Genomic DNA, 14,956 nt, shown 5'->3' on the forward strand with positions numbered 1-14,956 from the left:
ATGGCACTCAATCAAAGTCTCGACCATTTCCTGGCGCAAACCGACAGTGTCGGCGCCTTCCTGTTTAGCTTACTGCTGATTATGTCGGTAGCCAGCTGGTATTTCATCGTCGTCAAAGCTTGGCACGCCATCCAGGTCCGCCGTCGCGCCGAGCTGTTTTTACAAAAATTTTGGGCCAGCGATACGCTGAGCGAGGTAGCCGGACACCTACCCGATGGCTCCCAAACCGACCCTTTCTCGAATCTGACCCGCCACGCCTTAGCCGCCTCGCAACATCATGCCCGCCACGGTAGCCATGGTCTGCAACAGGCCGGCTCGACTGCCGAGTTTCTGACCCGCTCGATGCGCAGGGTCATCGACGAGGAAACCGCGCAACTGGAGTGGGGTTTGACCGCGCTGGCTTCCATCGCCAGCACCGCGCCATTTATCGGCTTGTTCGGCACGGTCTGGGGGGTTTACCACGCCCTGGTCAATATTGGTCAAGGCGGATTGGGCGGTTTGGATCAAATCGCCGGCCCGGTCGGCGAAGCGTTGATCATGACCGGCTTAGGTCTCGCTGTCGCAATTCCGGCGGTACTAGCCTATAACGATTGCGTGCGCAGCAACCGCTTATTACTGGCCAGGCTGGACGGCTTCGCCCACGATCTATTCGCCTTTTTAACCACCGGCGCCACCATCGCCAGCGCGCCAGCCGTTACCGGCGTCGAACTGGCCTACGCCAACGGAGAACACTAATGGCATTCGGCGGTTTCGATCAAAACAAGGGCGGCGGCCACACCGTCGCCGAAATCAACATGATTCCGTTAATCGACGTCATGCTGGTGCTGTTGGTCATTTTTATGATCACCGCCCCGTTGATGACTCATGCGGTGAAAATCGATCTACCCAAGGCCAGCAGCGTGCCGCAACCACCCAGCGACGATCCGGTGGCGCTGTCGGTAGATGGCGAGGGGAAATTGTTCTGGAACCAAGAGCAAATCGACCGTACCGTCTTGAATCAGCGCCTGGCGGACATCGCCCAATCGCCGCAGCAGCCGGAACTGCATATCCGCGCCGATCAAAACGTGCCCTACCACTTCGTCGCCGAAACGCTGGCGGATGCGGCCAAAGCCGGGGTCAGTAAAATCGGTTTCGTTTCCGAACCTGAAAAAAAATGATGTAAGCAAGTCTTGGCTTTCCCGCCGACAGCGGCAAGCCAAAACCAAACGCGGGAAAAATAACGGCCGGTTTCGGGGTGTCTGACGTAGGCAAGGCAAGGATTGCCGATTTGTAATGGCGAACAAAGCGCGGGAGGCCTAGCCGTCAGACACCCCGAAACCGGCCGCACATAGCCCGTTAAATTTAAGAACCCTATCCGTAAAAGCGGCTTCAGCCGCGATTACAAAACCAAACAAAACAGCCACCTAGCCATTCGTGCCAGGCAGCCAGCATTTGAGACTGCACTGCCTGTTGGAATCGCTATGCCTTTAACTTTAAGCGCTCGACCTTGGCCGGCCACCCCCCGTGCGGACTACTGTCCTTGCGTGTTGTGTGGCTCGACCGATAGTCGCTCCGTTTGTATCACATCGAAAATCAGCCGTTTCCGTCCGCTCGCCGGACCGATTGTTTACGCCCTGCTGTTACTGATGAGCGCGATGCCCGCCAGCGCCGCCGACGATGCCACGCTAGGTAATATCGAGGAAACCGAGGACGTGGAACTGGCAATCGTTACGGTAAAAGCCAAAAACGGCAATCCTCCGGCAAAAGCCGTTCCCGGTACCGAGTCGGAAATTGATGCAGCAACCATCGAACAACGCATGGTGCGCAACATCAAGGACCTGATCCGTTATGAACCCGGCGTCATCGTCGGCAACGACCCGCAGCGCTTCGGCGCCAGCGGCTTTACCATACGCGGTCTGGGCGGCAACCGGGTGTTGATGCAGATCGACGGCGTACGCCTGCCGGAAGCCTTTCGCATCGGCTCGTTTGCCAGCGCCAACCGCAACGCCGTAGACATGGACGCCTTAAAAGCCGTGGAAATCGTCCGCGGCTCCGGCTCGGCCTATTACGGCGGCGACGCAATGGGCGGCACCGTCAACTTCGTCACCAAGGACCCGCGCGATTACTTGAACGTATTCGGCAAGGATTACTACACCGGCCTGAAACTGAACTACAACACTACCGACAACGGCTTCGTGCAAACCGCAACCTTGGCGGGTGCCTGGGGCGGCTGGGAAAGCATGGCGCTATTCACTCACAACCAAAGCAACGAAACCGACAATAAAGGCACGGCGGATTTCGCCGACGGCCGCCGCACCACGCCCAGTCCGCAAGAAAACGGCAGCTACAATCTGCTGGCCAAACTGCTGTACCGTTTTAACGACGACAACGTGTTGCGCCTGACCGGCGAATGGCTGGACAGTCGAGCCGATATTGATGCCCTATACCTGCGGGGTGCCGACATCAGCCTGCGCAACGTCAACAGCATGCTCACCACCGATACCCAATCGCGCTGGCGGCTGACGCTGGACCACACCCTAAAGCATCTGGATACGCCGCTGTTCGACGCTGTGCTCTGGAAGTTTTACACGCAAAAATCCGCTACCGGGCAAGTCACGTTGCAAGATCGCACCGCCAACGTGGACGGCAACACACTCACCGAGCGGATTTTCGATTTTGCCAACGACGACTTCGGCGGCGAACTGCAACTGGGAAAGGACTTTGTTTTAGGCGAGACCGCGCATGCGTTGCAATACGGTGGCCAGATCAGTAAAAACAGCATAGCCCAACAACGCGACGGCAGCTACACCTGCGTCAGCGGCTCGGTTAACCCGCGCACCGGACGGCCCAATAACATTTGTCCCAAAGGCCGGATCAGCAAGACCGTGACGCCGGACGAGTTTCCGGTCCGCGACTTTCCGCTCTCCACCGTCACCAAGGCAGGCGCTTATCTTGAGGATAGTATTGGCCTGTTTGATAAACGCATCGAGCTGATCCCCGGCGGTCGTTGGGAATATTTCCGCTTATTGCCCAAGCCTGATTATTTGTTCGATAAAGCCTCCGCGGCAGCGGTTGCCGAAGGCGCCGATCCGGTTATACCCATCATCATCGACGCCAACGCCTTTTTACCCAGATTTGGCGCCTTACTGCACCTCAACGAGATATTCACGGTGCACGGCGAGTATGCGCACGGCTTTCGCGGCCCCAACTTCAGCGAGAGCAATCTCGGCTTTACCAATATCACCGGCGGATACACCAATCTGCCCAATTACAACATTCAGCCGGAAACCAGCGTCGGCGCGGAAATGGGTTTGCGCGGCCAGGGCGCTGCCGGGAGTTTCGACATAAGCCTGTTTCGTAACGATTACGACCACTTCATCTATAACGCGGTGATTTGCAACCCGGCGACCGCCGCCTGTCCGCCGTTGGGTTTTACCACCTATCAAAACATCAATAGCCCTGACCCGATCCGTATTCAGGGCATCGAAATGAAAAGCCAGTTTTACCTGGACTGGCTGGCGCCGTCGTTGTCGGGTGCCAGCCTGCTATTCAGCGGCTCCTTCACCGAAGGTTTGAATCTCAAGAGCCAACGCAGCGACGACGACGCCTTAAGGCAAATCAGCCCGATGAAAGCCGTCGTCGGCCTGCGCTACGACCAACCCAGCGGCGACTGGGGCACGGAATTAAACCTGACCTTGGTCGGCGCCAAACAAGCCAATACCGCCCCGGCTGACGCCCTATTTCTGCCCAGCGGTTACGGCGTCATCGATTTCAATGCCTACTACAACGCCAGCAAGCATCTCTCGTTCAATGTCGGGGTATTTAACCTGCTGGATAAGAAATATATCGACTGGGAAGACATCAACACCCGCGCCGGCGATCCGCATACCACGCTGGGCAATTTCGCCGGTGCGGAGCACTGGGCCGACCGCTATTCGCGTCCCGGTCGCAATCTCGGCGTCACGGTAAAACTGGCCTTTTGATGGAGAAAAATCTTATGACCAAGGGATACAGGGCAAAGAAAGAGGCCCAAAAAAAATTGGAAACACTGTTCGAAGAATTGCTGGAGCACGAAGGCTTTGGCGAATTGCGGATAGAGATGCGCTTGTTAAAACGCGGGCAAAAGGAAGTGATCATCTATTGCGGCAAACAGTACCGCTATGTCCTGGACTTTCAGGTGCAAGACGCGCCGAACGGCAATCGCGACACCAACCCGCTTCTCGCATGCCGAGAGCCGCACTGAGTTTTAAATTTCCGCCACCGCAAAGGCCATTGGCCAGCGCGGATAGCCGGCACGGGGCCGAAGCGGCGGAAGCTATTTTTGACGACAGCAACGGATCGTCTTCGCGGTGAAGAGATGCGTCAATTTACTCACAAAGGAAACCAACCATGAAAACTGCACAAAAACTGACTTTAATCGCCGGCCTGTTGGCTGTTTCCGGTAGCGCTTCGGCTGACTTGACCAATGGTCCCGACCCTTACGCCGCCGGCTACGGCTTCGACACCCCAAGCGAAGCCAGCTGGGGCAACTGGAACCGTGGCGATGCCGGCACGCTGTATGCGGAATGGGACAGCTTCGTGGATAACTCTTATCCCGGCATCCGCACCGCAGCGGCGGACGTGGGCAGCGCCGGCACCACCGACGCCAATATCGGCTGGAACGCCGGCACATTCGCGGCCGGATCGGGCAATTTGTACAGCTTCAGCGTCACCGAGAATTTCACGGCTTCGCTAAGCGGCTCTACCAACAACGAGCCCTTAAGAGCGGCATTGCAATTCGAAACCTGGGGCATACAGATGGACTACAACAGCCTGTTACTGAATGGTGTGGCGCCGACCTTTACGACGCAAACTTTCTACGATGACGACTATGAAAGTTCGTTCGGCCCTGTCGAACTGGTGCAATACCTGGCCTATTGGGATTTATCCGGACCGGCAAGCAATTATTTGTTCTCGTTCAACAGCGCCGGACATAGCTTGAGTTTGGGCCAAGTCGCTATCGACATCGGTCCCAGCACCGATCCCGTAACCAGTGTGCCGCTGCCTGCGGCAGTATGGCTGTTCGGCGCCGGCTTCATGGGCTTGCTGGGTTTAAATCGTAAAAAAGGCCTGGCGGCATAAACGTCGACCTGTAAACGCTTTGCATCCTGGCCGCGCGGCCCGGCTGCAAAGTCCCTAACCTGCGCTGACTTGGAAACATACAGCGCATTCGCTTAACGGAGCTCAGCGTAATGGCAAAATCCATGACTAAACATCCCGAATCCAGCGCGGACACTTTGAAGCAAGCTTGGCAAGACCTGCGCGCCGATCACCCGCATATGCGAATTCGCGATGCCGCGGCGACTTTGGGCGTCAGCGAAGCCGAACTGCTGGCAACCGACTGCGGCAACCGGGTCACCCGTTTGCGGGAATACTGGCCCGCGCTGCTGGGCGCGGTAGGCACGCTGGGTCCGGTGATGGCTTTGACCCGCAACGCTTTTGCGGTGCACGAAAAAACCGGGCTCTACGAGGATATATGTCCATGCGGCGACTTTATTCTGATTACCGGACACCATATCGAACTGTGCCTATCGACCGGCGTTTGGCATTCGGGTTTCGCAGTGATGGAAGAAACGCATCTCGGCCCGCGCCACAGCCTGCAATTTTTCGACTCAGGCGGCGAAGCCGTGCACAAGATTTATCTCACCGAGCATTCCGATGCCGGCCTTTACCGGCGCTTGATCGACATCTTTCGTGCCGACGATCAGTCGCCCCATCTGGCACTACCCACCGATGGCCCCAAGCCGGCGCTTGGCGCCATCGCCCCATCCAAGGATTTGTCGGAACACTGGCGGCGCTTGCTGCTAGCCGACACGACCGAGGCTGCCGTCACAGGCCGGATTGCCGTACCGGCACTACGCGAGCTCATGCAGCAACTGGCGGAACTGATGTTGCCGATACAAGTTCTAGTCGGCAATCCCGGCGCGATGCAATTGCACGACGGCCCGATTCAAAACCTGAAAATTACCGGACCCTGGTTCAATGTTCTGGACCGGGATTTCAATCTGCATCTTAACGAAATGGCCGTGGCCGGCGCGGACATCGTCCAACTCACTTGCAAGCAACAGGCTTTGACCGGTCTGCTGATTCGCGGCCAAAACCAGCAGACCATCGCCTCCGTCTTCGGCGGCTACGACGAAACCGACGGCGAAAGCGTTTTCTGGCGCGACTTGCTACTGGCCTCGGCGGTTACAGGAGGTTCCTAGCATTTTGCATCGCTACCTAAACCCGTTAACCGATACGTTTTATCGATACCCCCACACCAGGAAACCCGCATGAACCACAAAACCATCGATCTCGAACAAGTCAGAGCAGCCTATACCGCTCTGCCGCAAACATTTTCCTCCGCGCTAATGGCCACGGTCAGCGCCTCCGGCGAACCCGAAGCCAGTTACGCCGCCTATATAAGGCATGACGGCCAATATTACGTGTATGTCAGCGAACTATCGGCGCACACCCAAAACCTGTTGCACAACGGCCGGGTTTGTCTGTTGTTCGTCGAGGACGAGGACAAAGCCGCGCATTTGTTCGCCCGGCAGCGGGTTACCTATCACTGCTCGGCCGGCGAGATCGACCGCGATACCGACGCTTTCGCCTACATCATGGGCTTATTCGAGGAAAAATTCGGCGCGTTCATGAAACAGTTACAAAACATGCAGGACTTTCATCTGTTCCGCATCCGTCCGCAGCGCGGCAGTTTTGTGCAGGGTTTTGCCAAGGCCTTTTCGATAGAAGGCGACGATCTGGCGCAAATCCGCCACGTCAACGATGTCGGCCATAAACAGCGGAAAGCCGAAGCGGAAGCCGATGCCCCGGCTTAATTGCAAAACCAGGTAGTGCGCCGAGGCTAGGCATTCGGTAGGAAGGACTTGGTCGCGACTCCCGCCGACTTTTGATTTGTAGAGAGTATCTAAAACCCCAACATGAAACAGACCACATCCCTAAGCCATAAACTCGCGCAAGCGGCATGCGCGGCCGTCCTCTGGCTATCGGCCGTCGTGCCGGCCGCCGCCGGGCCGGGCCGCATCGTCTCGGTCGGCGGCGCGTTGACCGAAATCGTCTACGCCCTGGTCGGCGCCGAGCACCTGGTCGGCGTCGATAGCACCAGCCTGATGCCGGCCGCCGCCCAGGCGCTGCCGCAAGTCGGCTACATGCGCACGCTGTCGGCCGAAGGCGTGCTGTCGCTGCGTCCCGACCTGCTGCTGGCCAGCGCCCACGCCGGGCCGCCGGCGGTGCTGGAACAATTACGCGCGGCCGGTGTGCGTATCGAAACGCTGGCCGAGGATTACTCCACCGCCGGCATTGCCGCCAAAATCGGCACGATTGCCGGCTTGCTGGATAAACCGGAGCAAGGCCGGGAACTGGCCGGCCAAGTGCAAGCCGACTTCGACAGCTTAGCGCAGTGGCGCGCGCAAAGCCGTGAACAACCCAAGGTGCTGTTTTTGATGGCGGTGGCTCACGGCGCACCGCTGGCATCCGGCCGCGGCACCGCCGCCGACGCGGTGTTGGCGCTGGCCGGCGCCCGCAATGCCGCCGGCGAACTGCAAGGCAACAAACCCATCGGCACGGAAGCGATGATCGCCGCCGCGCCGGACGTGATTTTGTTAACCGACGTCGCCGCCAACGCCATCGGCGGTCTGGAGGCGTTCTACCGGCAACCCGGCATCGCCCAAACCCCGGCCGGCCGGCAGCGTAACATCTTCGTGGTCGATACCCTGGCCTTGCTCGGTTTTGGCTTGCGCAGCGGTCAGGCGGTGCTGGAACTGGCCAAACGACTACACGTCGAGCCGGCGGTCGCCATCGACGCGAATGCCGGCCGATGACGGTCCATGCCGCAGCCGCAGTAGCCGGACCGCGTTTTCGGCTGAAACCGGCCATGAGCCGCGCCGGCCTGTGCTGGCTGCTGGCATTGCTGCTGGTTATCGCCGCCTTAGCCGCGCTGGGCAGCGGCGCGGTCGCCATCTCGGCCGGCCAGGCCGTCGCCATCGTCGCCGACCGGTTCGGTATCGCCCTGCCCTGGCCGTTCGGCGCCGACCAGCAAGCGGTGCTGTTGGCGATTCGCGCGCCGCGCCTGGTGTTGGGATTGCTGGTCGGGGGAGCCTTGGCCGCGTCCGGCGCGGCGATGCAGGGTTTATTCCGCAATCCGCTGGCCGATCCGGCCTTGATCGGCGTTTCCAGCGGCGCGGCGCTGGCCGCGGCGGCGGTCATCGTCTTGCGCGACAGCCTGTTCGGTGCAGTGGCCGGCGTATTCGGTGCCTATCTATTGCCGATCGCGGCCATAGTTGGCGGCTTTGCGGTCAGTTGGCTGGTGTACCGGCTGGCCGACAGCGGCGAGCGGCTGGACGTAGCCTCGCTGTTACTGTCCGGCATTGCTATCAACGCGCTGGCCGGCTCGGCCACCGGCTTACTGGTCTATCTGGCCGACGACGACCAGTTGCGCAGCTTGACCTTCTGGAGCCTGGGCAGCCTGAACGGCGCCGGCTGGGACGGCGTCGCCATCGGCGCGCCGTTTTTACTGGCCAATTTGCTGCTGTTGCCGTGGCTGGCCGATGCCTTGAACGCCTTGCTGCTCGGCGAGGCCGAAGCCGGCCATTTGGGATTTTCGGTCGAACGCATCAAAACCGGCGTGGTGGCCTTGGTCGCGCTTGGCGTCGGCGCGGCGGTGGCATTATCCGGCGTGATCGGCTTCGTCGGCCTGGTGGTGCCGCATCTATTGCGGCTCGCACTGGGGCCGGATCATCGGTGGCTGTTGCCCGCGTCGGCGCTGCTCGGCGCCTTGCTGCTGATCTGCGCCGATTATCTGGCCCGCAGCTTGGCGGCGCCGGCCGAAATCCCGATCGGCATCGTCACCGGCCTGCTCGGCAGTCCGTTTTTTCTGTGGCTGCTGTTTCGGCAAAAATTGATGGGCCATTGACATGCTGCAAGCCATCGACCTGACCCTGCGCGCCGGCGCGAAAACCTTGCTGGACGGCGTGACGCTGGAACTGCGCCCCGGCGAAGTGCTGGCCGTGGCCGGCCCGAACGGCGCCGGCAAATCCAGCCTGCTGCGGGCCATCAGCGGCGAGCTGGCGCCGTTCGCCGGCCAGGTGACGATGAACGGCCGGCCGCTGGCGGAATGGCCGCCGCAACAGGCGGCCTTGCTGCGCGGCGTATTGCCGCAAAGTTCCGGGCTGGCGTTCCGGTTTACGGTGCGCGACGTGGCCCTGATGGGCCGCAGCCCGCAACGCAAAAGCCACAGTGCCGCACAAAACCGGGTCATCGCCGAACAGGCGCTGGCGATAACCGATACCGGCCATCTGGCCGAACGCATCTACACCACGCTGTCCGGCGGCGAACGCCAACGGGTGCAGCTGGCGCGGGTCCTGGCGCAAATCTGGGAACCGCAAAACCCGCTGCACCGCTATTTGTTGCTGGACGAACCCACCTCGGCGCTGGACCTGGCCCACCAGCACGCGGTGTTGGCCATCGCCCGCCGCTTCGCGGATGAACAACAGGCTGGCGTGCTAGCGGTCTTACACGACCTGAATCTGGCCGCGCTGTATGCCGACCGCATAGCCCTGCTGCACCAAGGCCGGCTGGCCGCCATCGGCACGCCCGCACAAACCCTGAGCAGCGAGTTGATCCGGCAAGTGTTCGCTTACCCGGTCAGCATCAGTAGTCATCCGCAAATCCCGGACGCGCCGTTGGTGATTCCGCAACGGCAAACCGCGCCGGGTATTCCGGCGCAATGAGAAAGTCGGCGATACGGCTGTAGCTCGATTAAGCCGGAATATCCGTTTTAGCGTGTTCGGAGGAATGCGTTAACAACAGCCGCCAGGGATGGCGGCACCTTACGATTCGATGCCACAGATTTTCCGGCAGGGCGATGGTGTTGTTGGGAGAAAAATCGAATAAACTGGCAGCGAACACAAGCCCTGTTGCAGTCGGTCGATCCAGTGATTCAATGACGCAAATTGCTCCGTTAACGGTCATTGGTTTTGGTTGCCCAGTGGTATACAGACAGGAAAATTGCATGCTAACCAATCAGTTATTGAAAAAGTGCGTATTTGCTTGGTGATATACGGAAACCGCTTAGCAATTAGTTAGACCTTATGACTAAACATCATCGCGAGTTTGCGACCGAAGAGCTCATACATAGCGCCGAGGCAGAGCTTGGCGTTGTGTTTCCTGCGGAGCTAAAAGCCATTTGGAGCATCAATAACTGCAATGAATTGCCCGGTGGATGGAGATTCTTTCCCGTGTTCGATCCCTCCAACCCGAGGAAGACGGCCGGTGCGATTACGTATGAGAATTTGCGTGGCGCTTGAGGAAAGCGCATTCGCGAGCTTGGGATGATTGCCCTCGCCTCAAACGGAACGGGAAATCACTTAGTAGCGCGTGTTGTGGATGGGAGTGTTGAGCCACACGTGTTTCACTGGCACCACGAGACTGAACGATTGACGCATTGGAAGCCTGGCTTAGAATCCGTATTGAGAGCTGCCACGAAGTCTGCTGACGCGATTGAGCGGCTCAGGACGCGGTTTGCGCGTGATAAGGCTTAACTCCAGTGTTGGGCGTCACCACAAAGAGGCCATAAATGCACGTAAATATTGTCACGTTCCCAGAAACAACCGCGCAAGGCCGGTTACCTTGAACACTAGGCCTCATGGCATCTTCTTTCATCTGCCCGAACTACGCACAACATCATGCCAAGATCACCGTCAGTCATAGACCAAGCACGACTACCACGGAAGTGGCCCACGGACCTTTTCCCGGCGGAGTTTTGGGAGCAACTTGGGCGCACGATCGCGGCGTTCGGGCTCCTTGAGGAAGTGCTCGGCAAAGCCATCTTCGCATTCACCGCCACAACAATATTCGACGAAAAAGATGCAATCGAGCATTTGGCGAAGTGGGACAAGCAGTTGCACCAAGCTCTAACAGACACTCTTTGGCCGCTCGCAGAGGTCTATGGCAAGGTCATGCGAGATCATCAGGAATCAGACTTCAAGAACCTCGAAGGACTCGTTGAAGACATCAAGAAGGCCTCCAAGATTCGCAATGCGCTGTGCCATGGATCATGGCACGCTCCCGATTCATCAGGAGCTACGGACCTGTACTACTTCGACAAGAAGGATGGCAAGTTCGATACTCGAATCGACATCGAATGGCTAAGGCGGGTCCATGATCACGTCGTTGTTCTCATCTGCACCGTCATTGATTCCGTGACCGTGATGGGATGGGAGTTCCCTGGCGGTGCCGGTCCAGGCGAGCCGATCTGGCAGAAGTGAATGTCAAAGTCCTGTAAGGTGGGCACGGGGTTTTGTGCCCACGCGGATTTGAATGGTGGGCAATTTTGCCCAGTCTACCTCTGCTCGCAACAGGCGCTGGCGTAGGCTACCGGTGAGATTGCGAACCGCACCGTTCGCGAAACGGTATAATTTATTCCTTGCGGTTCGTTACCTCACCGGTTGCCGCGAACCTCCTATTTTTTCACAGCCGGCCCGGCGCATACGCCGCCGAAACCGACAGCGACACGACGCTGCCAACCGTCGAAGTTAAAGCGCAAGCCGCAGGCGATCAGCGTGATCGACCATGACTAATTCACGGCCCGCCAGCGCAGAACGTTAATCGGGTGGCCGCGTAATCCCAGGCTTGCTAGCCGACATTGTCGATTAAGTGCCTGGGACGAATGTTTAAATCTGCTCGGCTTCGATAGACAGTTCAAGACGGGCAAATACAAGATTGGTTATTCAGTCGATGCCTTGGCTGCTGCAAAACTAAGCAAACAATATCTACCGCACAATATGAGTTGACAGAGAGCCAGAACTTCCTTAAAGTCCACTCAGCCTTCGTGCAGAAGGCGTATCGCCAGCCATGTCTCCTGACTAGCCAGCCCTCACGGTGCTAATCAATTCATCCAGGGGACCTTATGACCATATCATTTTTCGCTAGCCGCCATGTCGTTTCTAGCTTTCTCACTAAAGCCGCAAACTCCATCGGACAGCTGATTTTTAGCTCTACGTTATTAACCCAGCCCTTAAACACCGTTAGCCTCCATGCCCTTGAGGGTACTGAAGGGCCAACCCGCTCAGGCCTCGACGCGCTCAGCCCGGACGGGGCACATAGGATTAATAAGGCCGGATTTATCGCTTAAGCGGCCCAACGAAACGCTTCGCTGTCAAACATCGAAATTCGATAGGCAAGACGCATGTTCTCGACGAATCTTTATCGCGCGGAAGCCATGGCTGCGCAGACCGGACGCTTGGAAGGCGACATCCTGCTGGCAAGGTCCTGGTCGTCGTGGCTGGTATTCGCGATTGTGTTGACGCTGGTCGCCGCAACCATTTTATTTATCAGCTTTGCGTCTTATACCAAACGAACCAACGCTGCCGGTATGTTGGTCCCGAATGGCGGTGCGATTATTATTGCCACGCCGGCGCCTGGGCTTATTTCGGCCGTTCATGTTGAGGAAGGTCAAACGGTTCATGCCGGAGACACCTTGTTTACGTTAAGAGACGAACGCCATCTTTCTTCATTCACAAACCGGTCGGACGCCAGCGGAGCCCGATTCGCCGATCAGCTTGAAGCGGCACTCCGCGCCGAAGAAGAAGCCAATCTCCGGGAAAAGCGCCAATTAAGCACCCTGCAAGACAAAAATAATTCGGCACTATCCAGACAATTGGCGGCAATACAAGTATCGATTGCCGACGCCAAACAACAGATAAATCAGCATCAGGAAAGATTGCTCCTGGCGGAGCAGCGCCTGAATAAGCATCGCGGTCTGGCGACATCCGGCTTTATTGCAAAAGACAAATTGGATGAGGAGCTGGATAACCTGGCGCTATTGCGTGCCCAGGCAGCGGATCTAAAACGGGATTACGACGAATTAGCGCGGAAAAAACTCGAGCTGGAAGACGAAAAACGCATCGCACCGGAAAAAACCCAAATCAGCATCGCCAATATCGACCAAGACTTAAGCATACTCCGCCAAAAAATCCAGGAAACCCATATTCAAAGCCAATTGGCTATCGTCGCCCCGATTGACGGCATGGTCACCGGTATTAGCGTGCACCCCGGCCAAATTTCGGATAAGGATACCTTGGCAACCTTGCTTGGCGATGGCGCGGAACTGACCGCGCAATTGTACGTGACCACGCGCGGCATCGGCTTTGTCGAATCCGGCCAGAAAGTACGTTTGCGTTACCAAGCCTACCCCTATCAAAAGTTCGGCCAGTATTCCGGAACGGTCGCAACCGTCTCGAAAAATCCGGTTTCATCGAAGACCTTACCGAATTTATTCGCCAATTCCCCACCGGACGATTATTACCGCGTCACCGTAAAACTCGATTCCCAGTTTGCCTCGGTGTACGGCGAACCGAAACGACTGGTATCCGGCATGATCGTGGAGGCAGACATCGAACAAGATACGCGGCGCTTAATCGAGTGGATGATCGAACCGCTTTACGGATTAACCAAATATAACTAGGGAACGCTATGTCATTGATTCATTTTGATTTCGATAGAACACAGTTTTTCGACACTCACTATCAAAGCCGGTGGTGGCTGAAGCGCCAAGTGCTGTCCGAGAACAATTTAAACTGGAAGCATATCGACCAGGCGCTTTACGCCATGGAAAACGCCAATACGCAAATTAAGTTATTTAAAGACGGACCGGTCGAGCCAGGCCGCTATACCGAGCCCTATTGGGAACTGGGCGAACAACGCACACGTATCGTCAAAGACCTTTTTTACCGCTATTTAACGGACGGTGCGACCTTGGTGTTAAACAAACTACAGCTCTACCTCCCGGAAATTAACGACTATTGCATGGACGTGGCGCAATTCGTCGGCGAAAAGACCAACGCCAATGCTTATGCGGCATTCGGCGGCGATGGTTCGTTTGGCAAACATTGGGATACCCACGATGTGTTCGCCTTGCAACTGATCGGACGCAAAAGATGGCGCCTCTATCAACCCACATTCGAATTACCTTTAAACCATCAAACCAGCCTAAACCATAAAGCGGAATGCCCGGCGGAACCGGTGCTGGATACGGTATTGGCGGCCGGGGATTTGCTGTATATCCCAAGAGGCTGGTGGCACGAGGCCCTGCCTATCGCCGGCGACGAGACGTTTCATATCGCCATAGGCACCTTCCCGCCTAAATTATTGGATTATCTACTTTGGCTATGCGGCAATCGACTGCCGGACCGCATTGAAAGCCGGGGGTCTATCAACCCTTATCTCAATACGACGGACCTTATTGAAAGTTTTACTCCGCTATTACAAAGCACGCTAGCCGAACCGGAAAATCTCCATAATTTCTACATCGCTTTTACGGAACAGCAAAGAGTTAAATCGCGATTTAATATTGGCAGTTTGTCTCCGACCGGCATATCGGATAACCCCACCCTTCTGCGCAATAACATTCGAATAAACTCGTTCCTACCCATATCCAACGATCAGAAAACTTTATTAGCCAACGGCTTCAAGATAAATCTCGACACCGAAAGCGCCAACTTCCTTGCCGGCATCAGTTCAGCCGATAACTTGCAAGCCAATAAAAATGCTAAGCAATTATCCGACAAGGAGAATCAACTGTTGAAACAATTATCGATACTCGACCTTATTGAGCGGTTTTAGGTAATTCGATAAAAAATAATTTTATAATCTTTATTCAAGGAGATAAATATATGCGTGAATTAACTATTACGGAAATGGAGATTGTCAGCGGAGGGGTTGACTGGGATGAAGTTAGCGGTGGTTTAGCATTTGTAGGAACCGGCATCGCACTAGTTGCGGCCGCACCTGAAGTGGGCGCTGTAGTCGTTGCAACCGGGGCGGCGGCCGTAATCTTAGGTGGGTTTGCCATAGGAGATGGCTTGGTTGAAGGCGGTGCTTTGAGTAGCGGTGGCGGGGAAGATGGCGATGGAAGCTAAACATCATTCACTCCCATATT

15 protein-coding genes are annotated in these 14,956 nt (G+C 56.9%); all 15 read left to right on the forward strand.

Going from position 1 to position 14,956, the window contains the following annotated elements; genetic code table 11:
- A complete protein-coding gene (locus JWZ98_RS15070; RefSeq protein WP_205450712.1) occupies positions 1-735 on the forward strand; it encodes a MotA/TolQ/ExbB proton channel family protein in 735 nt (244 codons plus the stop codon).
- The gene (locus JWZ98_RS15075) at positions 735-1,157 is read left to right on the forward strand and encodes a biopolymer transporter ExbD (protein WP_205450713.1); all 423 of its coding nucleotides are present in this window, start codon (positions 735-737) and stop codon (positions 1,155-1,157) included. The genes JWZ98_RS15070 and JWZ98_RS15075 overlap by 1 nt, the downstream gene beginning before the upstream one ends.
- A gap of 303 nt (positions 1,158-1,460) precedes the next feature.
- Positions 1,461-3,962 carry a TonB-dependent hemoglobin/transferrin/lactoferrin family receptor gene (locus tag JWZ98_RS15080; RefSeq protein WP_240348008.1) on the forward strand — a complete coding sequence of 834 codons (2,502 nt, stop codon included), beginning with the start codon at positions 1,461-1,463 and terminating at the stop codon, positions 3,960-3,962.
- 14 nt (positions 3,963-3,976) lie between these two features.
- A complete protein-coding gene (locus JWZ98_RS15085) occupies positions 3,977-4,222 on the forward strand; it encodes a hypothetical protein (protein WP_205450714.1) in 246 nt (81 codons plus the stop codon).
- A gap of 146 nt (positions 4,223-4,368) precedes the next feature.
- Entirely contained in the window at positions 4,369-5,100 is a 732-nt protein-coding gene (locus tag JWZ98_RS15090; protein ID WP_026604117.1) for a VPLPA-CTERM sorting domain-containing protein, read from the forward strand.
- A 122-nt stretch (positions 5,101-5,222) separates the two neighbouring features.
- Positions 5,223-6,224 carry a ChuX/HutX family heme-like substrate-binding protein gene (locus JWZ98_RS15095; protein WP_205450715.1) on the forward strand — a complete coding sequence of 334 codons (1,002 nt, stop codon included), beginning with the start codon at positions 5,223-5,225 and terminating at the stop codon, positions 6,222-6,224.
- 69 nt (positions 6,225-6,293) lie between these two features.
- Positions 6,294-6,839 (forward strand): pyridoxamine 5'-phosphate oxidase family protein, encoded by a 546-nt coding sequence (locus JWZ98_RS15100; RefSeq protein WP_205450716.1) that lies wholly within the window; start codon positions 6,294-6,296, stop codon positions 6,837-6,839.
- A 102-nt stretch (positions 6,840-6,941) separates the two neighbouring features.
- Positions 6,942-7,841 carry a hemin ABC transporter substrate-binding protein gene (locus tag JWZ98_RS15105; protein ID WP_205450717.1) on the forward strand — a complete coding sequence of 300 codons (900 nt, stop codon included), beginning with the start codon at positions 6,942-6,944 and terminating at the stop codon, positions 7,839-7,841.
- A complete protein-coding gene (locus JWZ98_RS15110; protein WP_205450718.1) occupies positions 7,838-8,932 on the forward strand; it encodes an iron ABC transporter permease in 1,095 nt (364 codons plus the stop codon). The genes JWZ98_RS15105 and JWZ98_RS15110 overlap by 4 nt, the downstream gene beginning before the upstream one ends.
- 1 nt (position 8,933) lies before the next feature.
- Positions 8,934-9,749: a heme ABC transporter ATP-binding protein gene (locus JWZ98_RS15115; protein ID WP_205450719.1), complete on the forward strand. Its 816-nt coding sequence runs from the start codon at positions 8,934-8,936 to the stop codon at positions 9,747-9,749.
- Between the two features lie 360 nt (positions 9,750-10,109).
- The gene (locus tag JWZ98_RS15120) at positions 10,110-10,325 is read left to right on the forward strand and encodes an SMI1/KNR4 family protein (protein ID WP_026604111.1); all 216 of its coding nucleotides are present in this window, start codon (positions 10,110-10,112) and stop codon (positions 10,323-10,325) included.
- A gap of 378 nt (positions 10,326-10,703) precedes the next feature.
- Complete coding sequence (locus JWZ98_RS15125; protein WP_026604110.1) at positions 10,704-11,285, forward strand: hypothetical protein; 582 nt, start codon at positions 10,704-10,706, stop codon at positions 11,283-11,285.
- Between the two features lie 920 nt (positions 11,286-12,205).
- The gene (locus tag JWZ98_RS15130; protein WP_205450720.1) at positions 12,206-13,483 is read left to right on the forward strand and encodes an HlyD family efflux transporter periplasmic adaptor subunit; all 1,278 of its coding nucleotides are present in this window, start codon (positions 12,206-12,208) and stop codon (positions 13,481-13,483) included.
- An 8-nt stretch (positions 13,484-13,491) separates the two neighbouring features.
- A complete protein-coding gene (locus JWZ98_RS15135) occupies positions 13,492-14,640 on the forward strand; it encodes a cupin domain-containing protein (RefSeq protein ID WP_205450721.1) in 1,149 nt (382 codons plus the stop codon).
- 50 nt (positions 14,641-14,690) lie between these two features.
- The gene (locus tag JWZ98_RS15140) at positions 14,691-14,936 is read left to right on the forward strand and encodes a hypothetical protein (protein WP_168030509.1); all 246 of its coding nucleotides are present in this window, start codon (positions 14,691-14,693) and stop codon (positions 14,934-14,936) included.
- Positions 14,937-14,956: the final 20 nt, after the last annotated feature.

Origin of the sequence: Methylomonas sp. EFPC1 (assembly GCF_016925515.1) — a bacterium.
GTDB classification, from domain to species: domain Bacteria; phylum Pseudomonadota; class Gammaproteobacteria; order Methylococcales; family Methylomonadaceae; genus Methylomonas; species Methylomonas defluvii.